The following is a 21,139-nucleotide window of genomic DNA, read 5'->3' on the forward strand; positions in this document are numbered from 1 at the left end:
GGGGATGGCCGAGGTGGGGATGGCAGGGGTGGGGACGACGACCGACCCGGTCGGGGCAGCACTGGGGACGGCGGCCGACGGGACGGTCGGTGCCGTCCGCTGCGCGGTCACCGGGGTGCCGTACTCGTCCCAGGTCACCACCGTCTGATCCTGCGGGAAGGCGTTGTCCGGCAGCGCGGAGGGCAGCTGGGTCACCTCGGAGCCGTCGGCGCCGTAGGGCGAGAGGTTGGTGATCGGCCGCCCGTCCTGGTCGTAGAGCAGGACGCCGGTGAGCGGCTCGCCGTCCGGGCCGTACGGGACGATGTTGGTGATCGGGGTGCCGTCCTCGTGGGTCAGTGGGGTCGGGCCGCTGTCGTAGCTGACGCTGTCGGGGTAGAAGACGTCGCCCGAGCGGTCGCTCAGGCCGATCACCGCGATGAGCGCGCACACCGCCAGAGCGAGGTCGGCGAACGCGGCCCGGTGGCTCAGCGGTCCCGCGGCCGCCCGGGCCCGCAGACCCAGCCGCACCGACCAGACCACCGCGGCGACGGTGATGGCCCAGCCCACCACCCCCAGGCCCAGGGTGGGCAACGGGAGGCCCACGGAGCCGACGAACAGGTACTCGACCGCCGCGACGGCCGCCCACGCCCGCGCCACCCACCAGGCCGGTCGCAGCTCGGGGAGGAAGCCGCGCACCGCCAGGACGGCCGGGTGGTCGCCGTACTGCTCCCGGTACCGGCGCAGGTCACCCCGCCACCCCGAGTGCTCCTGCTCGGCCACCTCGGTGGCGACCTCGGGCAGTCCGGCGGCCCGGCGCAGCTCGTCGGCGTACTCCGCGGCCGGCCCGAGCCGGTCGCTCAGCGGCCCCGAGGTCTCGGCGGCCACCTCGACGAGGTGCTCCTCCAAGTCCTCCAGCAGCTCCTCCAGCCGGGCCGGGGGGACGTCGGCCAGGGCCTCCCGGACCTGCCGGGCGTAGGCGGCGACCTCGGGGTCGCCCGTCACCTGCTGCGTCGCTGCCGTGCTCATGCCGCCACCTCCGTCGGGCGCGCCAGGAGCGCGGCCATCGTGTCCGCGAAGCCCGACCACGTCTTGGTCGAGCTCTCCAGCTGGGCCCGCCCGGAGGGGTTGAGGCCGTAGTACTTGCGGTGCGGCCCCTCGACGGAGGGCACCACGTAGGAGGTCAGGTGCCCGGCGGCGTAGAGCCGGCGCAGGGTGCCGTAGACCGAGGCGTCGCCGACGTCGTCCAGTCCCCCGGCGCGCAGTCGGCGGACGACGTCGTAGCCGTACCCGTCCTCGCCGTCCAGGACGGCCAGGACCGCGAGGTCCAGCACCCCCTTGAGCAGTTGCGTGGTGTCCATCCGCCGACCTCCCGGTCCTCGTCGCGTGGACCGCACACTACTGCGCGATCCGCACTAGCGCGGACAGGGCGGCACCCGGCGCGCCGGGGCCACCTGGTCAGGCGGTGCGGAGGTCCGCCGCCGGGAACGGCGGGCGGTCGTCCAGCCGGACGGAGAGCCGGCCGGCCAGCCGCCAGGCCCGGGCCACGACGTCCCGGTCGGACTCGGTGACCAGGTTGCCCATCACCCGCAGCGCGACGGTCATCAGCGCCCGCGACCGCATGCCGACCGGCCCGGCCGCGGGCAGCAGTCGCGGCACGGTCAGCAGTCCGGCCAGCCGGCGGGCGATGGAGAACGCCTCGCCGTACTGGGCCCGCAGCGTCGCCGGCCACGCCAGCGACCAGTCGTCCTCGGCGAGCATGCCGGCCAGCGTCCGGCCGGTCTCCATCCCGTAGTCGATGCCCTCGCCGTTGAGCGGGTTCACGCACCCCGCCGCGTCCCCGACCAGCGCCCAGTTCCGCCCGGCCACCCCGGAGACGGCGCCGCCCATCGGCAGCAGTGCCGAGGCCTTGGCCCGCACCGGGCCGGTCAGCTCCCACTCCTCCCGGCGGGCCTGCGCGTAGAAGTCCAGCAGCGGCTTGAGCTGCACCCCCGCCGGCCGCTTGGCGGTGGCCAGCGTCCCGACGCCGATGTTGACCTCGCCGTCGGACAGCGGGAAGACCCAGCCGTAACCCGACAGCAGCTCGCCCTCGGTGCCGCGCAGCTCGAGGTGGCTGGAGATCCACTCGTCGTCGCTGCGGCCGCTGGTCACGTAGCCGCGGGCGGCCACGCCGTAGGCGGTCTCCCGGTGCCACTCCCGGCCCAGCACCCGGCCCAGCGGGGAGCGCACCCCGTCGGCGACGACCAGCTTCCGGCAGCGCACGGTGGTGGTGGAGCCGTCCTCGCGGGTGAAGTCCACGGCGGCGACCCGGTCGCCGTCCCGGGTGACGTCGACGGCGCGGGCACCCTCCAGCCCGGTGGCGCCGTCGTCCAGGGCGACCTGCCGGATCCGGGCGTCGAGCTCGGTGCGCGGCACCGCGCCGCCGTGGTCGGGCAGCGACCCGCCGGGCCAGGGCAGCAGCAGCTCCTGGCCGAAGCCCGCCGCCCGCAGCCCCCGGTTGCGGCCGTGCGACCGCACCCAGTCACCCAGTCCCAGGTGGTCGAGCTCGGCGATGGCGCGGGGGGTGAGGCCGTCCCCGCAGGTCTTGTCCCGGGGGAAGACGGCGGCGTCGGCGAGCACCACGTCGTGGCCGGCGCGGGCCGCCCAGGCAGCGGCCGCCGAGCCTGCGGGGCCCGCTCCCACGACCAGGACGTCGGTGCTCTCAGGGGTGCTCACCAGCCCAGTGTCCCTGGTGTGCAGACGGTCAGCCGAAGAGCGGGAGACGCTCCGCGGCGGGCCCCAGGGCAGCCCGGTCGCCCGCGGTCAGCGGAGCCCGGCCGGTGGCCCGCAGTGCGGCCATGACGTCGTCCCAGTCGGTGGGCAGCGGTCCCCCGTGCAGGCCCTCGAGCACCCGGCGGACCTCGGCCAGCGGGCCGGAGGCGGGCCCCTCCCGGTCCAGGCGGTGGACCGCGTCCAGGTGGTGCACGGCGGTCTCCACGGTGAGGCTGGAGAGCAGGTCGGCGACGGTGAGCACGTGCCCCTGGGTGCCCACCAGGTCCGTGGGGTCGACCCGGTCGGCCGCGACGAGCACGGCCCGGGTGGTGGCGGTGTAGGTGCCGACCAGGTCGGCGAAGCCCTCGGCCGCGCTGGCCACGACCCGGGTGCGCCAGACCCCGTCGTCCCCGGGTGCGGGCTGCCAGGCGCGCCAGTACCCGACGGCGTCGGTGTCCGGCGGCCCCGGCTCCGGGGTGGACAGGGCGACGAGGCCGCGCTGGGCGTCGTACACCAGGTGCTGGGTGAGGTCCAGCAGCGTCCAGCCGGTGCACCCGCTCGGGGTCCAGGCGTCGTGCTCGGGCAGCCCGGCGAGGAGCCCGGCGAGGTCGCCGTAGGCCCGGCGCAGCAGTGCCAGGGGGTCGGTCACGCCGACCACCCTGGCACCGCCGGCCCGGCTCAGCCCACCGAGGGACCGCGGCCGCGGACCTCCTCGACGCTCTCCATGGCGGTGCGCAGCTCGGTGAGCCAGTCCTCGACGTGCTCGCCGACCAGCTTCACCGACCAGGCCAGCGCCTCGGACCGCGACCGGGCGACCCCGGCGTCGACGAGGGTGTCGAGCACCTGGCGCTCGGGCTGGCGGAGCCGGGTCATCACCGGCACCGACAGCGTGGTGAACAGCTCCCGGGTGTCACCACAGGCGGCGCCCCAGGCGACGGCGCGGCCGTACCGGGCCTGGGCGGCGTCCGCGATCGCCATGCGCTGCTCGCGGGTCTGCTCGCGGAAGCGGGCGATCCGGCCGGCCGCGGCGGCTGCGGGGTCGCCCTCGCCGGCGTCGGGGGTCGGCACGGTGCCGACGACGGTGATCTCGTCGCGGTCGACCTGCAGCTCGACGGGTCCGGCGAACCAGTCGTCGGGCAGCCGGCCGGCCAGCCAGCCGGCGACCTCGGCGCGGTCCAGCGGCGGGGGCGCGTCTGCGCCCCGGCCGCGGCCGGGGCCACGGCCGCCGAAGGGCCCGCCTCGGCCGCCGGGGCCGCCGGGTCCGCGACGGAAGGGGTCAGGGGGGAAACGGTGGTGGGGGTGCACGGGGTCCTCCTCAGGTCCGACGTGCGTCACTGTAATCCCGTAATCACCACCCGGGGGACGAGGTCGCTCCGCCCACGGCGAACACGCGAGGGCGAGAGGTCAGGCGGCGGGGCGCTCCGGGTCCGGCGGTGCGTTCTCGCCCTCGTCGGGCTCCCGCTCCTTGCGCCGCAGCAGCAGGCTGGTCACCCCGAGCAGGAGCACCAGGACCCCGAGCACCGCGATCTCCACGATCCGGTCGGTGAAGCCGTCGGTGCCGACCTTGCTGGCCGCCTCGACCGACAGCACGACGATCTCCTTGATCGAGGCGAGGATGCCGACCAGCAGGAACGGCTCGGCGATCAGCTCGCGCTTCTCCACCGTCGTCCGGACGGCGAACAGCAGCTCGACGACGATGAAGACCAGCAGCAGGACGTCGAGCAGCTCCAGCACCGGGGCCTGCGAGAAGTCCCCCAGCAGGCCGTAGGTGGTCTTCCCGGCCAGCACCAGCAGGACCAGCGCGGTGACCACCAGGAACAGCGCGATCCCGGCGTACACGACGTTCTCGGCCAGCTCGAGGACCCGCGTGCCGAACCGCCCGAAGCCCGGGGGGTGGACGGGACGGTCGGCTGTGCGTTCCCTGTGCTCGGGGTGTGCCACGGCGTGATCATGGGCCACGCCGTGGCGGCCCGCTCAGCGGGTGGTGGCGGACCCCTCGTCGGGGTCGGCGCGCGGCGCCTCGATGGCCAGCGGCGCCTGGCGCAACGTGTCCAGCAGGTCCTCGCCCGGACGTCGCTGCTCGAACAGCTCCGAGGCGTCGTCGGGGACGACGACCGGGGCGTCCTGGGCGTCGAAGCTGCGCGGGAGCCGCTTGAGGTGCTTGCCCATGGAGCGGCCCAGCAGCAGGATCGCGACCAGCAGCAGCAGGACCAGCAGCAGGCCGAAGGGGCCGGACTTGCCGACGTCCTCGGGCAGCTGCTCCTGGGCGGCGGTGACCAGCAGACCGGCGGTGGTCATCGGACGCCCACCTCGCTGCGGATCCCGGCGAACAGGTCGTCCTCGGGGGTGGGGCTGTCGACCAGTGACCGGGCCAGCTCGTAGTCCTCGGTCGGCCAGACCTCGCGCTGCAGGTCCATCGGGGTGGAGAACCAGCGGCCGTCGGGGTCGATCTGGGTCGCGTGCGCGATGAGCGCCCGGTCCCGGACGTCGAAGTACTCCCCGCACGGCACGCGGGTGGTGACCCGGTGCGAGATGTCCTTCGCCGGGTCCCAGTTCGCCAGCATCTCGGCGTAGGGCGACTCCAGCCCGCGGGCCAGCAGGGCCTCGTGGATCGCCGTCGTCCGGGGCAGCGTGAAGCTCATCTGGTAGTAGAGCTTGCTGGGCTGCCAGGGCTCCCCCAGCTCGGGGTACCGGTCCGGGTCGCCGGCCGCCTCGAAGGCGTGCACCGAGATGTCGTGGGTCTTGATGTGGTCGGGGTGCGGGTAGCCGCCGCGCTCGTCGTACGTCGTCACGACCTGGGGCTTGAACCGGCGGATCAGCGCGACCAGCGGGGCCGCGGCCTCCTCGACCGGGACGAGGGCGAAGCAGCCCTCGGGCAGCGGGGGCAGCGGGTCGCCCTCGGGGAGGCCGGAGTCGACGAAGCCGAGCCACTCCTGGCGCACGCCCAGCACCTCGCGGGCGGCGGCCATCTCCTCCGCGCGGATCTGCGGGAGCCGCTCCCACACCTCGGGGCGGTCCATCCGGGGGTTGAGCACCGACCCCCGCTCACCGCCGGTGCAGGTGGCCACGAGGACGTCCACGCCCTCGGCGACGTACTTGGCCATGGTCGCGGCGCCCTTGCTCGACTCGTCGTCGGGGTGGGCGTGCACCGCGAGCAGTCGCAGCTGGTCCGGTTGGGTCACGGGTCCATCGTCCCACCAGCCGCGCGCGGACGGCGGCGACCCCGGCCACAGCGCCGCCCGGGGCCCTCCCCGGCGGGTCTGCGAGACGATGCGGTCCGGTGTTAGGTTGGACGATCACGCAGCCGCCTCCCGATCGGGGGGCGGCTCTTCGAGTCACAGGAGCCGTCACATCGTGTCGACCACTGACGAGCAGGACCAGGGCGTCTGGCTGACCCAGGAGGCCCACGACCGCCTCAAGGGCGAGCTGGACGCACTGGTGGCCGGCCGGCCGGCCATGTCCGCGGAGATCAACGCCCGCCGCGAGGAGGGCGACCTCAAGGAGAACGGCGGCTACCACGCCGCCAAGGACGAGCAGGGCAAGCAGGAGGGCCGGATCCGCCAGCTGACCGACCTGCTGCGCAAGGCCCGCGTCGGGGACGCCCCCAAGACGGCGACCAACGCCGCGCTGGGCACCGTCATCACCATCGCCTTCGACGGCGACGAGGACGACACCGAGAAGTTCCTGCTCGGGTCCCGGGAGATCGCCGGCACCACCGGCGTCTCGGTCTACTCCCCCGAGTCGGCGCTGGGCACCGCGATCATGGGCGCGGCCCCCGGCAGCACCGTCACGTACCAGGCACCCAACGGCAAGGACATCTCGGTGAAGGTCCTCGCGGTCGAGCCGTTCGTCCCCTGAGTCGCGTGACCGAGCACGACACCGCCCTCGACGGCGGACCGGTGTCCTCCGCCCCCCGGGGTCGCTCCCGGCGGGCGGAGAACACCGACTTCGTCTGCGGCCACTGCCAGGTGCTGGTCCCGGCCAACACCGACGGGCACTACCGCAACCACTGCCCGTTCTGCCTGTGGTCGCTGCACGTGGACGACAAGCCCGGCGACCGCGCGTCGGACTGCCGGCAGCTCATGCAGCCGGTCGGCCTGGTGGACAAGTCGGGCAAGGGCTGGCAGGTGGTGCACCTGTGCACGGCGTGCGGCCACCGCCAGCCCAACCGACTCGTCGTCGAGGGCACCGCACCCGACGACGTGGACCTCGTCGCCGGGCTGATGGCCGACCAGCAGCCCCCGCCCGCGACGAGAGGTCGCGGGCGGCGGCGCTGAGCCCCTGGTCGCGGGCGGTCAGGCGGGGGCGGCCAGGCCCCGGCGGCGCAGCAGCGGACCGGTGTCGGCGTCCCGGCCGACGACGTCGCGGAAGGCACCCAGCGGGTCCACCGCCCCGCCACGGGACAGCAGCTTCCCGCGGAAGGCGTCGCCGTTGGCCCGGGTGAGACCGCCGTTGGCCTTGAACCACTCCACGGTGTCCGCGTCGAGCACCTCGGACCAGATGTAGGAGTAGTAGCCGGCCGCGTAGCCCCCGGCGAAGACGTGCTGGAAGTACGTCGTCCGGTAGCGCGGCGGCACCAGGTCCGAGGCCACCCCGGCGGCCTCGAGGGCGGCGGTCTCGAAGGCGATGGGGTCCTCGACCACGGTGTCCGGGCCGATCCGGTGCCAGGCCTGGTCCAGCAGGGTGGCGGCCAGGTACTCCAGGGTGCCGTGGCCCTCGCCCCACAGCGCGGCCGCCTCGATGGCCGCGACGACGTCGGCGCCCAGCGGCTCCCCGGTCTCGGTGTGCTTGGCGTAGTGGGCCAGCACCTCGGGCCACAGCGCCCACATCTCGTTGACCTGGCTGGGGAACTCGACGAAGTCCCGGGGCACGCTGGTGCCGGAGAACCGCGGGTAGGTGACCGCGGAGGACAGCCCGTGCAGCGCGTGGCCGAACTCGTGGAAGAGCGTGGTCACCTCGTCCAGGGTCAGCAGCGTGGGCGCACCGCCCGCGGCCCGGGTGACGTTGAGGACGTTGAAGACCACCGGCCGGGTCTCCAGCAGCCGCGACTGGGAGACGAACGAGCTCATCCAGGCCCCACCGCGCTTGCCGTCCCGGGCGAACCAGTCGCCCAGGTACAGCCCCACCGGCTCACCGGCGGCGTCGGTGACCTCCCAGACGCGGACGTCGGGGTGGTAGCCGGCCAGGTCGCTGCGCGGGGTGAAGGTGTAGCCGTAGAGCAGCCGGGCGGCGTGGAAGACGCCGTCGACGAGCACCCGGTCGAGTTCGAACCAGGGGCGCAGGGCCGCACTGTCGACGGCGTAGCGCTGGGACCGGACCCGCTCGGAGTAGTACGCCCAGTCCCAGGCGGCCAGCTCGACGCCGTCGGCCGCGGCCAGCTCCGCGAGCACCTCGCCCTCGGCGCGGGCGTTGGCCACCGAGGGCGGCACCAGGGTGGCCAGCAGCTCGTCGACGGCCGCCGAGGTCTTCGCGGTCTGGTCGGCGGCCACCAGGTCGGCGTGGGTGGGGAAGCCCAGCAGCCGGGCCCGGACGGCGCGCAGGTGCGCGATCTCGGCGGCGACCGGGCCGTTGTCCTGCTCGCCGGAGGAGGCCCGGCCCACCGATGCCTCGTGCACCCGGCGGCGCAGGCCCCGGTCGTGCAGCTTGGCCAGCACCGGCTGGCCGCTGGGCAGCACCAGCGTGATCAGCCACCCCTCGGCGTGGCCGCGCTCGGTGGCCGCACCGGCGGCGGCCTCGACCTCGGCGTCGCTGAGGCCGGCGAGCTCGGCCCGGTCGGTGACCAGGACGGCGGCGGCCTCGGTGGCCACCACCAGGTTCTGCCCGAACGCGGTCGACAGCTCCGACAGCCGCAGGTTCAGCGCCCGCAGCTCGTCCCGGCCGGCCTCGTCGAGCTGGGCGCCGGCCAGCACGAAGTCCAGGTGGTACCGCTCGACCAGCCGCACCGACTCCTCGTCCAGGCCGTGCTCCCCGGCCTGCACGGCCGTGTGCACCTCGTCGATGCGGGCGAACAGCGCCGGGTCGAGCCGGAGCGCGTCGGCGTGCGCGGCGGCCAGCGGGGCGATCTCGCGTTCGATCTCACGCAGCCGCTCGGAGGAGTTCGACGACGCCAGGGCGTAGAAGAGCACCTGCGCCCGGTGCAGCAGCTCCCCCGAGCGCTCCAGGGCCACCACGGTGTCGGCGAAGGTCGCCGGACCCGGGGCCGCGGTGATCGCGTCGACCTCGACCCGCTGCTCGGCCATCCCGGACAGCAGCGCCTCCCGGCAGTGCTCGAGGGTGGTGTCGGCGAAGGGCGGCAGGCCGAAGGGCAGCGTCGAGGGCTCGGCCAGCGGGTTGTCCGCGGACAGCAGCGGCGGGGTGGACGCGGTGGAGGACGGGTCGGTGCTCATCACCGTCCATCCTCTCCCCGCGTCCGCCCCGGCCGCAGTGTCGGCGTCCGGCGTCGGCCGCCGGGCCGGCCTCAGCGCTTGGCGGTGCCCAGGTACGCCCGGACCGCCAGCGGCACGAAGACCGCGAGGATCACCGCCGCCCAGATCAGCGTGTAGAGCACCGGGTTCTGCAGCGACCAGGCGTCGGCCACCGGCACGCTGTCGGGCTGGTTGCCGAACAGGTTGCGCGCCGCCTGCACGACGGTGGAGACCGGGTTCCACTCGGCGAAGGTGCGCAGCACCGAGGGGAAGCTCTCCAGCGGCACGAAGGTGTTGGCCACGAACGTCAGCGGGAAGATCACGATGAAGCTGGCGTTGTTGACCACCTCGGGGGTGCGGACCAGCAGCCCGACCAGCGCCATCATCCAGCTCACCGCGAAGGCGAAGATCAGCAGGATGAGGAACCCGCCGATCGCCTCGGGCACCGAGCTGTTGATCCGCCAGCCGACGAGCAGCCCGGTCAGCGCCATGACCACGATGGAGATCGCGTTGAGACCCAGGTCGGCGACGGTGCGGCCGATCAGCACCGCCGAGCGGGACATCGGCAGCGAGCGGAACCGGTCGATGAGGCCCTTCTGCAGGTCCTCGGCGATGCTGGCACCGGTGGTCGTGGAGCCGAAGACGACCGTCTGGGCGAAGATGCCGGGCAGCAGGAACTCCGCGTAGGTGATGCCGTCGGGCAGGTTGATCGCGCCGCCGAAGACGTAGCGGAACAGCAGCACGAACATGATCGGCGACAGGGTCGCGAAGACGATCAGGTCGGGCACCCGCTTGACCTTGATCAGGTTGCGCCGGGTGATGACCAGGCTGTCGGAGACGGTGTTCGTCAACGCGCTCATCGGACGGTCTCCTCGGTGCGGGCGGGGGTCGACGCACCATCGCCGGAGGGCGCGGCGTCCTCGGCGGGACGGCCGGTGAGGGTGAGGAAGACGTCGTCGAGGTCGGGGCGTCGCAGCCCGACGTCGAGCAGGGTGACCCCGGCCTGCTCCAGCCGGCGCAGCGCCTCGGCCAGGGTGGCCGCTCCCCCGCTGACCGGGAGGGTCAGCCGGCGGGTCTGCTCGTCGCTGCGGGGCTCGTCCAGCGCGAGGGACCGCAGTTCCTCCGTGGCCCGGGCCAGCTCGGGGACCGACCCGACGGTGAGCTCGAGCCGCTCCCCGCCGACCTGGGCCTTGAGCTCGTCGGCGGTGCCCCGGGCGATGACCCGGCCCCGGTCGATGACCACCATCGCGTCGGCGAGCCGGTCGGCCTCCTCCAGGTACTGGGTGGTCAGCAGGATGGTCGTGCCGTCGCTGACCAGGTCGGCGATGAACTCCCACATGCCCAGCCGGCTGCGCGGGTCCAGCCCGGTGGTCGGCTCGTCGAGGAAGAGCACCCGCGGCCGGGCGATCAGCGAGGCGGCGATGTCCAGCCGTCGGCGCATCCCGCCGGAGTACGTCTTGGCCGGGCGGCGCGCGGCGTCGCTGAGGTCGAAGCGGTCCAGCAGGTCCACCGCCCGCGAGCGGGCCTCCTTCTTGCCCAGCCGGTAGAGCCGGCCGACCATCTCCAGGTTCTCCACCCCGGTCAGGTACTCGTCGACCGCGGCGTACTGGCCGGTGAGGCCGATGACGCCGCGGACCTGGTCGGCCTGCGTGGCCACGTCGAGCCCGGCGACCGTGGCCCGCCCGCCGTCGGCCTGCAGCAGGGTCGACAGGATCCGCACCACCGTGGTCTTCCCGGCGCCGTTGGGCCCCAGCAGGCCCAGCACGGTGCCCTCGGGCACCGCGAGGTCGACGCCGTCGAGCGCCGTGTTCCCCCCGAACCGCTTGACCAGGCCCTCGACGACCACCGCGTCCTGGCTGCCACCTCTGCTCATGGCGCGCACCGTAGGCGAGGGGTCCGACAGAACTGCTCCAGCACGACCGTCTCCTCCCGGACCGCCCGGGAGGGCGGCTCTCAGCTGGGGAGACCGTCCGCGACCGGGGAACTCATCGGCTCGCCCCCGGTGACCGGGTAGCCCGCCCGGTGGAGCACCGCCAGGACCTCCCGCGCGTGGTCGGGGCCCCGGGTCTCCAGGACCACCGCGATCTCCACCTCACCCAGGTCCAGCCGCGCCGTCGTCCGCTCGTGCTCGACGGAGAGCACGTTGGCCGACACCGACGCCAGCTCGCGCAGCAGCGCGGCCAACGACCCCGGCCGGTCGGGGACCCGGACCCGCAGCGACATGTAGCGGTCGGCCGCGGCCATGCCGTGCTGGACCACCTTGAGCATCAGCACCGGGTCGATGTTGCCGCCGGACACGACGGCCACGACGGGCGCCCGGAAGGCCGTGGGGTCGGCGAGCACCGCGGCCACCGCGGCGACCCCGGCGGGCTCCACGACCAGCTTGGCCCGCTCCAGGCAGAACAGCAGCGCCCGGGACAGCTGGTCCTCCGTGACCGTCACGACCGCGTCGACCAGGCCGGCGACGTGCGCGAGCGTCAGGTCGCCGGGGGCCGCCACCGCGATGCCGTCGGCCATCGTGGTCATCGCCGCCAGCGGCACCGGTCGACCCGCCGCCAGCGACGCCGGGAAGGCGGCGGCCGCCGCGGCCTGGACGGCGACCACCCGCACGTCGGGCCGGCGGGCCTTCACCGCGGCCGCGATGCCCGACACCAGCCCACCCCCACCGGTGCAGACGACGACGGTGGCGACGTCCGGGCACTGCTCGAGCACCTCGAGGCCGACCGTGCCCTGCCCCGCGATGACGTCGGGGTGGTCGAAGGGGTGGATGAGGACCGACCCGGTCTCCCGGGCGTGGGCGATCGCGGCCGCCAGCGGCTCGGTGAGCGAGTCGCCGAGCTGGTGCACGGTCGCGCCGTAGCCGCGGGTGGCGGCCAGCTTGGGCAGCGGCGCCGTCTCGGGCATGAAGACCGTCGCCTGGGCGCCCAGCTCGCGGGCCGCCAGGGCGACCCCCTGGGCGTGGTTGCCGGCGCTGGCAGCCACGACCCCGGTGGCCCGCTCGGCGTCGGTGAGCCGGGCGATCCGGGTGTACGCGCCACGGATCTTGAAGGAACCGGTGCGCTGCAGGTTCTCGCACTTGAGCCACACCGGTCCGCCGACGCGTTCGGCCAGCGCCCGGGAGTGCTCGAGCGGGGTGCGCCGGACGACGCCGGCCAGCAGCTGCGCCGCGGACTCCACGTCGGCGCCGGACACCAGGGGTACCGCGGGTTCGGTCACGCCCCGATCCTGACAGGGACCGCCGCCGGCGAGGCCTCCCGGATGTCACACCCCCGTCGTACCGTGGACGAGGTGGACGCCGCCTCGCACTCCCCAGCCGCACTGCACGACGCCCCTGCCCCCACCACTCTCGGGGAGCTCCGCGCCACCGGGGCCACCCCCGTCGGCGTCAAGGCCGAGATCCGCGCCAACCTGCTCGCCCGGCTCGCCGCCGGCGAGCCCTCCCTCCCCGGCATCGTCGGGTTCGAGGACACGGTCGTCCCCGAGGTCGAGCGCGCCCTGATCGCCGGCCACGACCTGGTCCTGCTCGGTGAGCGCGGGCAGGGCAAGACCCGCCTCATCCGCACCCTGGTCGGCCTGCTCGACGAGTGGACCCCGGTGCTGGTCGGCAGCGAGCTCAACGAGCACCCGCTGGCCCCGATCAGCGTGTGGGGCACCCGCCAGGTCGCCGAGCACGGCGACGCCACCCCGGTCGGCTGGCTGCACCGCAGCGACCGCTTCGGGGAGAAGCTGGCCACCCCGGACACCAGCGTCGGCGACCTGATCGGCGACGTCGACCCGATCAAGGTCGCCGAGGGCCGCACCCTGGGCGACCCGGAGACCGTGCACTACGGGCTCGTGCCGCGCACCAACCGCGGCGTGTTCAGCATCAACGAGCTCCCCGACCTGGCCGAGCGCATCCAGGTCGCGCTGCTCAACGTGCTGGAGGAGCGCGACATCCAGATCCGGGGCTACCGGGTCCGGCTGCCCCTGGACCTGCTGCTGGTCGCCAGCGCCAACCCCGAGGACTACACCAACCGCGGGCGGATCATCACCCCGCTCAAGGACCGCTTCGGCGCCGAGGTGCGCACCCACTACCCGATCGAGCTGGCCGACGAGATCCGGCTGCTGCACCAGGAGGCGCAGACCTCCTGGGGGCTGGCCGGCACCGGGCTGGACGCCCCGCTGGTGCCCGAGCACCTGGTGGAGATCATGGCCCGGTTCACCCGGCTCGTCCGGGAGTCCAGCCAGGTCGACCAGCGCTCGGGCGTCAGCGCCCGGTTCGCCATCGCAGGGCTGGAGACCATCGCGGCCTCCGCCGTCCGGCGGGCCGCCGTCGCCGGGGAGACCCGCCCGGTCGCCCGGGTCGTCGACCTGCCCTGCGTCGTCCCGGCCAGCCGCGGGAAGGTCGAGTTCGCCGACGCCAGCAGCGACCCGGAGGACGAGCGCGAGCTCGAGGTGCTCGAGCACCTGCTCCGGCAGGCCACCGCGCAGACCTTCCGGGCCCGCTGCGGCGGGCTGGACCTCACCGGTCTGCAGGAGCACTTCACCGGCGGAGAGGTCGTCGAGTCCGGCGACCTGGTGTCCGCACCGGAGCTGATGGGCCAGGTGGGCACCGTCCCGAACCTGGCCCAGCTGCTGGGCCGCCTCGGCGTCCCCGAGGGCGAGGAGTCCGCCGAGCAGGCCGCGGCCGCCGTCGAGTTCGCCCTCGAGGGCCTGTGGCTGACCCGCCGGCTGGCCAAGGACACCGACGGCAACCGCACGGTCTACGGGTCCTGAGATGACCGGCGGACGAGCACGCGGGCCGCGCGGGTACCGGTACGGCCGCTGGCGCGGCGGGCCGGACCCGCTGGCGCCGCCCTACGACCTGGGCAGCGCCGTGGACGAGATCGGCGACCAGGTGCTGGCCGGCAGCAGCGTCCGCGAGGCGATGCGGGACCTGCTGCGCCGGGGGCTGGACGGCCGCCGGGGACTGGACGACCTGCGCCGGTCCGTGCGCGACCGGTTGAGGCAGGCCAGGCAGGCCGGCCGGATGGACGGGACGCTGGAGGAGGTCCGCGAGCTGCTGGACCGCGCCCTGGAGGCCGAGCGGCGGGAGCTGTTCCCCGACCCGGACGACGCCGCCCGGCTGGCCGAGGCCGAGCTGGACGCGCTGCCCGAGGACACCGCCGGCGCCGTCCGGGCCCTCAAGGACAAGCAGTGGCGCTCGCCGGAGGCCGGCGAGGCCTACCGGCAGATCCAGGAGCTGCTGCAGAAGGAGGTGCTGGACAGCCAGTTCCAGCACATGAAGTCCGCCCTGCAGCAGATGAACGCCGCGGGCGAGGACGGCACCGCCGCCGTCAAGGACATGGTCGCGGACCTGTCGACGCTCCTGGACGCGCACAACCGCGGCGAGGACACCGACCAGCAGTTCGCGGACTTCATGGGGAAGCACGGGCAGTTCTTCCCCGACGACCCGCAGACCGTCGACGAGCTGGTCGACTCCCTGGCCCGCCGGGCGGCCGCGCAGGAGCGGATGATGGCCGGGCTCTCGCCCGAGCAGCGCGCCGAGCTGGGCGACCTGATGGGCCAGGCCATGCAGGACATGGGCCTGGCCAGCGAGATGGCCCACCTGAACGACGCGCTGCGCCAGGCCCGGCCGGACCTCCCGTGGGGCCAGCGCGGGCAGGTCCCCGACGGCGAGCAGGGTCTGGGGATGGGCGACGCGACCACCGCGGTGGCCGAGCTGGCCGACCTCGAGGCACTGAGCAACCAGCTCTCCCAGGGCTACAGCGGCGCCAGCCTGGCCGACGTCGACGAGGAGCTGCTGGAGCAAGCGCTGGGCCGGCCCGCCGTCGACGACCTGGCCGCACTGCGCCAGATGGAGCGCGAGCTGGAGCGGCAGGGCCACCTGACCCGCACCGAGGGGAAGCTGGAGCTCTCCCCCAAGGCGGTCCGCCGGCTGGGCGCCACGGCGCTGCGCCGGGTGTTCGCCCAGCTGGACGCCTCCGGCCGGGGCGACCACGACGTGGCTGACGCCGGGGCCAACGGCGAGCTGACCGGCGCCTCCCGGGAGTGGCGGTTCGGCGACGAGCAGCCCCTCGACGTGGTCAAGACCGTCCGCAACGCCGTGCTGCGGACCGCCGGCACGCCCCGGCCCGAGGACCAGCGGGCGGTGCGGATCGGTGTCGAGGACTTCGAGGTGGTCGAGACGGAGCGCCGCACCGGGGCCGCGGTCGCGCTGCTGGTCGACCTGTCCTACTCGATGGCGCTGCGCGGCACGTGGGGCGCGGCGAAGTCCACCGCGATGGCCCTGCACTCCCTGGTGACCACCCGCTTCCCGCAGGACGCCATCGAGATCATCGGGTTCTCCTCGACCGCGCAGGTGCTCCGTCCCGAGACCCTGGCCGAGCTGAGCGTGGACACCCTGCAGGGCACCAACCTGCAGCACGGGCTGATGCTGGCCCGGCGGTTCCTGGCCCGGCACCACGACGCCGAGCCGGTGGTCCTGGTGGTCACCGACGGCGAACCGACCGCGCACCTGGAGGCCGACGGGACGCCGTTCTTCTGCTGGCCGCCGATGCCGCAGACGATCGCCAAGACCGTCGCCGAGGTGGAGCGGGTGGCCCGGTCGGGGGCGACCATGAACGTCTTCGCACTGGACCCCGAGCCGGCCCTGGTGCACTTCGTGCACGACATCACCGCCCGCGCGGGCGGGCGGGTCTTCATGCCCGACAGCGACCGGCTCGGGGAGTACGTGGTGTCGGACTACCTGCAGGCACGGCGGGGCCGCCGGGCCCGCTGAGCGAGGATGGAGCGATGACCCCGTCCGGCACCGTGACCGTCGAGCAGGTCGACGCGGAGACGACCCTCCCGCTGCGGTCCTCGGTCCTGCGGCCCGGTCGCCCGGCGGCGATCCCGGGCGACGAGGACCCCGCGACCCTGCACCTGGCCGCCCGGCTCCCGGGCGGCCGGGTCGTCGGGGTGGTGCGGTTCCACCCCGCGGCGTGCACCTGGCGTGCGGCCGAGCAGCCGTGGCAGCTGCGCGGGATGGCCACCGACCCCGAGGTCCGCGGCGCGGGGGCCGGTCGGGCCCTGGTGGCCGAGGGGCTGGCCCGGCTGGCTGCCGACGGTGCCGACCTGGTGTGGTGCGACGCCCGGGAGGCTGCCGTCGGCTTCTACGAGCGGATGGGCTTCACCGTCGTCACCGACACCTACGACGTGCCCGCGGTCGGCCCGCACCGCGGGATGGTCGTGGAGCTGCCGATCAGGTGAGCGGGTGGTCCCCGCTGGAGCTGATCCCGGGGATCTCCCCGGCCCGGAAGGCGTCCACGAAGAGCCGGTGGTCGGCCCGGGCGCGCGCAGCGTAGGCGTGCGCGAAGCCGGTGAGGTCGGCGATGAGCTCCTCGCGCCGGTCCCCCACCATCGCCAGCACCGCGTCCTCGACCTGCACGTCGACCGCCTCGTGCTCGGCGTCGGCGTCCCCGATGCAGTGGATCTTGGCGGTGGCCCGGCCCAGCTGCTCGACGACGGTGACGATCTCCTCGGGCTCGGTGAGGTCCTCCCAGTCCAGGTCCTCCTCGTAGGGCGAGAGCTCCGACACCAGGAACCCGACACCGCGGACGACCGTGTGCCCGAGGAACGGCGAGGCGTGGGACTGCATGGCGCGCTGGGCGGAGACCGTCCGCTCGCCCTCGTGCTGGAACAGCGCGCGGACCCCCGGGTCGGTGACGACCCGGCTCGGCGCGGCCCGGGCGGCCTGCTTGAGCGACAGCACGACGTCGTTCTCCAACGCCTGGTCGTAGCCCTCCAGCAGCACCGTGTACGCCGGCAACCCGGCGCTGCCGATGCCGAACCCACCGGTGCCGACGACGTCCTTGACGTCGTAGGCGACCTCCCGGCGGCGGGCGCCCTGCGGGATCGACTCCCGGTAGGCCACGACGGCAGCCAGCACCTCCTCCCGCTCGGCGTCGGCCAGCCGGCGGTGGCGTGGGGTGTCGGCGAACCGGCGCTGGTGGTCCTCCACGACCGTCAGCCGGTCCAGCAGGGAGACCCGGGTCTGCTCCGCCGTGGCCAGCACCAGCTCGCGGACCGCGCCGGAGGTGGTGTGCCGGTCCAGGGCGAACTCCCGGTCGGCGTCCGTGCGGGAGAACGCGGCCACCTGGTCCAGGTAGGCCTCCAGGTAGACCCGCAGCACCGCGCCGATGACGTCGTCGGACAGCGCCTTGCGCCAGGCCAGCAGCGCGAAGCTGGCGCAGAACCGGCGCAGGTCCCAGGACAGGTGCCCCAGGTAGGACTCGTCGAAGTCGTTGACGTCGAAGACGATCCGGCCGGACCCGTCCATGTAGGTGCCGAAGTTCGCGGCGTGCAGGTCGCCGTGGATCCACGTCCGCGACGTCTGCTCGTCACACCAGCGGTCCTCCAGCGTCGCCACGTCGGCGTAGAACAGGCAGGCCGACCCGCGGTAGAACGCGAACGGGTCGGCGGCCATCTTGCGGAACTTGGTCCGGAAGGCGTCCGCGTCGGCGGCCATCAGGTCGGCGAAGGCCTCCACCAGGACGTCGACGATCTGGCCGCGGCGGGCGCTCTCGTCGGGGGCGGGGACGAGGGTCGGGTGGTCGGGCACGGGCCCACCGTAGGTGGGGATAGCCTCGGCGGGGAGATCACGACGGACACGCACGACGGACGAGGGACGGGGGCAGCGGTGACGCGGGCCAGCAGGGCGCGACGGCTCGCGACGGGTGCCGTCTACGGCGGCGGCGGGGTCGGACTGGCCGGCGCGGCGCTGGTGACGGTGCTCCGCGAGGAGGCCCGGCTCGCGCGACGACGCGTCGAGGCCAACACCGCCAAGGCCGACCCGCCCACCGGCGAGGGCGTCTACGGCTCGCACCGGGGGACGCCGCTGGTGCTCGCGGTGCTCGGGGACTCCAGCGCCGTTGGTCTGGGCGTGGAGACCGCCGGGGAGACCCCGGGGGTGCTGGTGGCGGCCGCGCTGGCCGAGCTCGCCGAGCGTCCGGTCCGGCTGGTCAAGGCCGCCCGGTCCGGGGCCCGCTCGACCGACCTGCCCGCGCAGGTGCAGAAGGTGCTCGTCGAGTCCCCCGACGTGGCGATGATGATGATCGGCGCCAACGACGTCACCAGCCGCACCAAGCCCGCCGTCGCCGTCCGCAACCTGGCCGAGGCCGTGCGCACCCTGGAGGCCGCCGGCACCCGGGTCGTCGTCGGCACCTGCCCGGACCTGGGCACGATCCGGCCCATCGCGCAGCCGCTGCGCACCCTGGCCCGCCGGTGGAGCCGCCAGCTGGCGGCCGCGCAGACCATCGCCGTCGTCGCCGAGGGCGGGCGCACCGTGTCGCTGGGCTCCGTGCTCGGCCCGGCGTTCGCCACCGACCGGACCATGTTCTCCAGCGACGAGTTCCACCCCTCCGCCGCCGGCTACGCCGCGGCGGCCGCCTCCCTGCTGCCCTCGATCGCCGACTGCCTGGGTGTCTGGCCCGCCGCCGCCGACCGGGGCCTGCGCTCGCTGCGCCGGGACACCGTCCGCCCGGTCGCCCAGGCCGCCGCCCGGGCCGCGGGACGCACCGGCACCGAGGTGCAGGCCACCGAGGTGCACGGCGAGGAGGCCGGTCCGCGCGGTCCCTGGGCGCGGCTGCGGCGGCGGCGTCCCCCGGACATCGCCAGCCCGGCCGAGACGACGCCGGACCCGGTCCCCGCCACCTGAGCGCGGGCGTTGGTTACCGGGGGGTAGCTTCGGGTCCGACCCGACGCCACCACGCGGGTGGCGCCTCACCGTGGAGGTCTCCGTGCCCGAAGCCGTCATCGTCGCCGCTGCCCGATCCCCGATCGGACGGGCCTTCAAGGGCTCGCTGAAGGACCTGCGTCCCGACGACCTGGCCGCCACCATCGTCCGCGCCGCACTGGACCAGGTGCCCGAGCTGGACCCGACCGACATCTCCGACCTGATGCTGGGCTGTGGCCTGCCCGGCGGCGAGCAGGGCTTCAACATGGGCCGCGTCGTGTCGGTGCTGCTGGGCATGGACCACCTGCCCGGCACCACCATCACCCGCTACTGCTCCTCCTCGCTGCAGACCACCCGGATGGCCATGCACGCCATCAAGGCCGGCGAGGGCGACGTGTTCATCTCCGCCGGGGTCGAGATGGTGTCCCGGTTCGCCAAGGGCAACTCCGACGGGCTGCCGGACACCGAGAACCCGCTCTTCGCCGACCGCAAGGGCCAGGTCGCCGCCGTCGCCGAGAGCGGTGCCGACTCCTGGGTCGACCCGCGCAGCGAGGGCCAGGTGCCCGACGTGTACATCGCGATGGGCCAGACGGCGGAGAACCTGGCGCTGCTGAACGACGTCTCGCGCGCCGAGATGGACGAGTTCGCCGTCCGGTCGCAGAACCTGGCGGAGAAGGCCATCGCCGACGGCTTCTGGGCCCGGGAGATCACCCCGGTGACCACCCCGGACGGCACCGTCGTCTCCACCGACGACGGCCCGCGCGCAGGCACCACCCTGGAGGGCATCTCCGGCCTCAAGCCGGTCTTCCGCCCCGACGGCCGGGTCACCGCCGGCAACGCCTGCCCGCTCAACGACGGGGCGGCCGCGCTGGTCGTCATGAGCGACACCAAGGCCGCACAGCTGGGGCTCACCCCGCTGGCCCGCATCGTGTCCACCGGGGTCACCGGCCTGTCGCCGGAGATCATGGGCTACGGCCCGGTGGAGGCCTCCAGGCAGGCCCTGGCCCGCGCCGGGATGACCATCGCCGACATGGACCTGGTGGAGATCAACGAGGCGTTCGCCGCGCAGGTGATCCCGTCCTACCGCGACCTGGGCATCGACATCGACAAGCTCAACGTGCACGGCGGCGCCATCGCCGTGGGCCACCCCTTCGGCATGACCGGCGCCCGGATCACCGGCACGCTGCTCAACGGCCTGCGCTCCACCGACGGCACGTTCGGTCTGGAGACCATGTGCGTCGGCGGCGGCATGGGCATGGCGATGGTGCTCGAGCGCCTGAGCTGACGTCCCCCGGAACGGCCAGAGGCCCGGCCCCCTCGCGGGGGCCGGGCCTCTGTCGGTGCTCGTGTCAGCTCACTCGCGGAAGTAGCTGAGCAGACGCAGGATCTCCAGGTACAGCCAGATGACCGTGACCAGCAGGCCGAAGGCGATGTACCAGGCGAACTTCGGGGCCACGCCCCGACGGATGGCCTCGTCGGCCATGTCGAAGTCCAGCAGCAGCGAGAACGCCGCGACGCCGATGACGACGAGGCTGAAGACGATGGCGATCGGGCCACCGTCGCGCAGGCCCAGGTCGGCGCCGAACAGGCCGCCGACGAGGTTGACCAGCATCAGGGCCAGCACACCGAACATGGCGCCGACGATCCAGCGGGTCAGCTTGGGGGTGACCCGGATGGCGCCGGTCTTGTAGACCACCAGCATCCCGGCGAAGACACCGAAGGTGCCGATGACCGCCTGGAAGACGAGGTTGCCGTCGAAGGCGTTGGCGTAGACCTCGCTGATCGCGCCGACGACGACACCCTGCATGGCCGCGTAGGCCAGGGTCGCCGCCGGGTTGGCGATCTGCTTGAAGGAGATGAACAGACCCAGGCCCAGACCCACCAGCAGGGCCGGGATCAGCAGCCCCAGGGCCGCGGACTGCGGCAGCAGCGCCCACGTGGCGGCGGCGGTCAGCACCGTCACCAGGAAGGTCACGCCGGTCTTGGTGACGACGTCGTCCATCGTCATGTACTGGGCGCCCGTGGCCGCGTACGGCGAGGGCTGGGCGTACGGGTTCTGCTGGGCGGGTGCGCCGTACTGCTGCTGCGGCGCCTGGCCCCACGCGGAGGCCTGGCCTGCCTGCGCCGCGCCGGGGAAGCCCCGACTGAACGCCGGGTTGCTGCTGGGCATCGTCATCTCCCTGAGGTGACTCGGGTCGGGTGCGTGGGCTGCAGGTCGTGCACCCCACTCGATCATCACAACGCCCGACCCCCCGGATGGGTTCCTGGGAGCGCGCTGGACACGGCGAGGACCGCCGGACGGGTGTCCGGCGGC

At 74.2% G+C, this 21,139-nt stretch carries 21 protein-coding genes; 7 read left to right on the plus strand and 14 right to left on the minus strand.

Going from position 1 to position 21,139, the window contains the following annotated elements; translation table 11 throughout:
• From AC0IVP_RS19180 to mca, 8 genes are all read right to left on the minus strand, one after another.
• Window positions 1-1,005: hypothetical protein (locus AC0IVP_RS19180; RefSeq protein ID WP_471758657.1), on the minus strand; the 1,005-nt coding region annotated here is incomplete at its 3' end.
• Window positions 1,002-1,337 (minus strand): PadR family transcriptional regulator, encoded by a 336-nt coding sequence (locus AC0IVP_RS19185; RefSeq protein WP_056292934.1) that lies wholly within the window; start codon window positions 1,335-1,337, stop codon window positions 1,002-1,004. The genes AC0IVP_RS19185 and AC0IVP_RS19180, both read right to left, overlap by 4 nt.
• A gap of 97 nt (window positions 1,338-1,434) precedes the next feature.
• A complete protein-coding gene (locus tag AC0IVP_RS19190) occupies window positions 1,435-2,691 on the minus strand; it encodes a geranylgeranyl reductase family protein (protein ID WP_056292936.1) in 1,257 nt (418 codons plus the stop codon).
• 28 nt (window positions 2,692-2,719) lie between these two features.
• Window positions 2,720-3,376, minus strand: a complete 657-nt coding sequence (locus AC0IVP_RS19195) for a maleylpyruvate isomerase N-terminal domain-containing protein (protein WP_471758659.1) — start codon at window positions 3,374-3,376, stop codon at window positions 2,720-2,722.
• A gap of 29 nt (window positions 3,377-3,405) precedes the next feature.
• Complete coding sequence (locus AC0IVP_RS19200) at window positions 3,406-4,032, minus strand: hypothetical protein (RefSeq protein WP_056292940.1); 627 nt, start codon at window positions 4,030-4,032, stop codon at window positions 3,406-3,408.
• A 99-nt stretch (window positions 4,033-4,131) separates the two neighbouring features.
• Entirely contained in the window at window positions 4,132-4,668 is a 537-nt protein-coding gene (locus AC0IVP_RS19205) for a phosphate-starvation-inducible PsiE family protein (RefSeq protein WP_471758661.1), read from the minus strand.
• Window positions 4,669-4,701: 33 nt separating this feature from the next.
• On the minus strand, window positions 4,702-5,025 hold the full coding sequence (locus AC0IVP_RS19210; protein ID WP_056292942.1) for a hypothetical protein: 324 nt from the start codon (window positions 5,023-5,025) through the stop codon (window positions 4,702-4,704).
• Window positions 5,022-5,909, minus strand: coding sequence for a mycothiol conjugate amidase Mca (gene mca / locus AC0IVP_RS19215; protein WP_056292952.1), 888 nt, complete (start codon window positions 5,907-5,909; stop codon window positions 5,022-5,024). Before mca ends, AC0IVP_RS19210 begins: the two co-directional genes overlap by 4 nt.
• A gap of 172 nt (window positions 5,910-6,081) precedes the next feature.
• Here mca and greA point away from each other — a divergent pair, with 172 nt between their 5' ends.
• Both greA and AC0IVP_RS19225 read left to right on the plus strand, forming a co-directional pair.
• The gene (gene greA / locus AC0IVP_RS19220) at window positions 6,082-6,585 is read left to right on the plus strand and encodes a transcription elongation factor GreA (RefSeq protein ID WP_056292954.1); all 504 of its coding nucleotides are present in this window, start codon (window positions 6,082-6,084) and stop codon (window positions 6,583-6,585) included.
• A gap of 5 nt (window positions 6,586-6,590) precedes the next feature.
• Window positions 6,591-7,004, plus strand: coding sequence for an RNHCP domain-containing protein (locus AC0IVP_RS19225; protein WP_471758663.1), 414 nt, complete (start codon window positions 6,591-6,593; stop codon window positions 7,002-7,004).
• A gap of 18 nt (window positions 7,005-7,022) precedes the next feature.
• Here AC0IVP_RS19225 and AC0IVP_RS19230 read toward each other — a convergent pair whose 3' ends face one another.
• The 4 genes from AC0IVP_RS19230 to ilvA form a co-directional block, all read right to left on the minus strand.
• Entirely contained in the window at window positions 7,023-9,113 is a 2,091-nt protein-coding gene (locus AC0IVP_RS19230; RefSeq protein ID WP_471758665.1) for a M3 family metallopeptidase, read from the minus strand.
• A gap of 71 nt (window positions 9,114-9,184) precedes the next feature.
• Window positions 9,185-9,991: an ABC transporter permease gene (locus tag AC0IVP_RS19235; RefSeq protein WP_471758667.1), complete on the minus strand. Its 807-nt coding sequence runs from the start codon at window positions 9,989-9,991 to the stop codon at window positions 9,185-9,187.
• Window positions 9,988-11,004 (minus strand): ATP-binding cassette domain-containing protein, encoded by a 1,017-nt coding sequence (locus tag AC0IVP_RS19240; RefSeq protein WP_056294692.1) that lies wholly within the window; start codon window positions 11,002-11,004, stop codon window positions 9,988-9,990. Before AC0IVP_RS19240 ends, AC0IVP_RS19235 begins: the two co-directional genes overlap by 4 nt.
• 80 nt (window positions 11,005-11,084) lie before the next feature.
• The gene (gene ilvA / locus AC0IVP_RS19245) at window positions 11,085-12,347 is read right to left on the minus strand and encodes a threonine ammonia-lyase (RefSeq protein WP_471758669.1); all 1,263 of its coding nucleotides are present in this window, start codon (window positions 12,345-12,347) and stop codon (window positions 11,085-11,087) included.
• A gap of 72 nt (window positions 12,348-12,419) precedes the next feature.
• Here ilvA and AC0IVP_RS19250 point away from each other — a divergent pair, with 72 nt between their 5' ends.
• From AC0IVP_RS19250 to AC0IVP_RS19260, 3 genes are read left to right on the plus strand one after another with little or no spacing between them, the layout of a single operon-like run.
• On the plus strand, window positions 12,420-13,886 hold the full coding sequence (locus AC0IVP_RS19250; RefSeq protein WP_056294695.1) for a sigma 54-interacting transcriptional regulator: 1,467 nt from the start codon (window positions 12,420-12,422) through the stop codon (window positions 13,884-13,886).
• 1 nt (window position 13,887) lies between these two features.
• Window positions 13,888-15,891, plus strand: a complete 2,004-nt coding sequence (locus AC0IVP_RS19255) for a VWA domain-containing protein (protein ID WP_471758671.1) — start codon at window positions 13,888-13,890, stop codon at window positions 15,889-15,891.
• A gap of 14 nt (window positions 15,892-15,905) precedes the next feature.
• On the plus strand, window positions 15,906-16,361 hold the full coding sequence (locus tag AC0IVP_RS19260) for a GNAT family N-acetyltransferase (protein WP_471758673.1): 456 nt from the start codon (window positions 15,906-15,908) through the stop codon (window positions 16,359-16,361).
• On the opposite strand, the gene AC0IVP_RS19265 is transcribed toward AC0IVP_RS19260, so the two are convergent.
• On the minus strand, window positions 16,354-17,712 hold the full coding sequence (locus AC0IVP_RS19265) for a DUF2252 domain-containing protein (RefSeq protein WP_056292978.1): 1,359 nt from the start codon (window positions 17,710-17,712) through the stop codon (window positions 16,354-16,356). The genes AC0IVP_RS19260 and AC0IVP_RS19265 overlap by 8 nt on opposite strands.
• 78 nt (window positions 17,713-17,790) lie before the next feature.
• Here AC0IVP_RS19265 and AC0IVP_RS19270 point away from each other — a divergent pair, with 78 nt between their 5' ends.
• Both AC0IVP_RS19270 and AC0IVP_RS19275 read left to right on the plus strand, forming a co-directional pair.
• Window positions 17,791-18,807: an SGNH/GDSL hydrolase family protein gene (locus AC0IVP_RS19270; protein ID WP_056292983.1), complete on the plus strand. Its 1,017-nt coding sequence runs from the start codon at window positions 17,791-17,793 to the stop codon at window positions 18,805-18,807.
• 82 nt (window positions 18,808-18,889) lie between these two features.
• Window positions 18,890-20,110, plus strand: coding sequence for an acetyl-CoA C-acetyltransferase (locus AC0IVP_RS19275; protein WP_056294698.1), 1,221 nt, complete (start codon window positions 18,890-18,892; stop codon window positions 20,108-20,110).
• A 69-nt stretch (window positions 20,111-20,179) separates the two neighbouring features.
• Here the strand turns inward: AC0IVP_RS19275 and AC0IVP_RS19280 are convergent, their stop codons facing one another.
• Window positions 20,180-20,995, minus strand: a complete 816-nt coding sequence (locus AC0IVP_RS19280) for a Bax inhibitor-1/YccA family protein (RefSeq protein WP_056292985.1) — start codon at window positions 20,993-20,995, stop codon at window positions 20,180-20,182.
• Window positions 20,996-21,139: the final 144 nt, after the last annotated feature.

The organism is Klenkia sp. AC732, from assembly GCF_979256525.1.

What these genes read in the sequence shown, in the direction of transcription:
- AC0IVP_RS19185 (WP_056292934.1), bottom strand. Translation starts at nt 1,337, where the DNA reads ATGGACACCACGCAACTGCTCAAGGGGGTGCTGGACCTCGCGGTCCTG.
- AC0IVP_RS19210 (WP_056292942.1), bottom strand. Translation starts at nt 5,025, where the DNA reads ATGACCACCGCCGGTCTGCTGGTCACCGCCGCCCAGGAGCAGCTGCCC.
- AC0IVP_RS19230 (WP_471758665.1), bottom strand. Translation starts at nt 9,113, where the DNA reads ATGAGCACCGACCCGTCCTCCACCGCGTCCACCCCGCCGCTGCTGTCC.
- AC0IVP_RS19235 (WP_471758667.1), bottom strand. Translation starts at nt 9,991, where the DNA reads ATGAGCGCGTTGACGAACACCGTCTCCGACAGCCTGGTCATCACCCGG.
- AC0IVP_RS19240 (WP_056294692.1), bottom strand. Translation starts at nt 11,004, where the DNA reads ATGAGCAGAGGTGGCAGCCAGGACGCGGTGGTCGTCGAGGGCCTGGTC.
- AC0IVP_RS19255 (WP_471758671.1), top strand. Translation starts at nt 13,888, where the DNA reads ATGACCGGCGGACGAGCACGCGGGCCGCGCGGGTACCGGTACGGCCGC.
- AC0IVP_RS19260 (WP_471758673.1), top strand. Translation starts at nt 15,906, where the DNA reads ATGACCCCGTCCGGCACCGTGACCGTCGAGCAGGTCGACGCGGAGACG.
- AC0IVP_RS19280 (WP_056292985.1), bottom strand. Translation starts at nt 20,995, where the DNA reads ATGCCCAGCAGCAACCCGGCGTTCAGTCGGGGCTTCCCCGGCGCGGCG.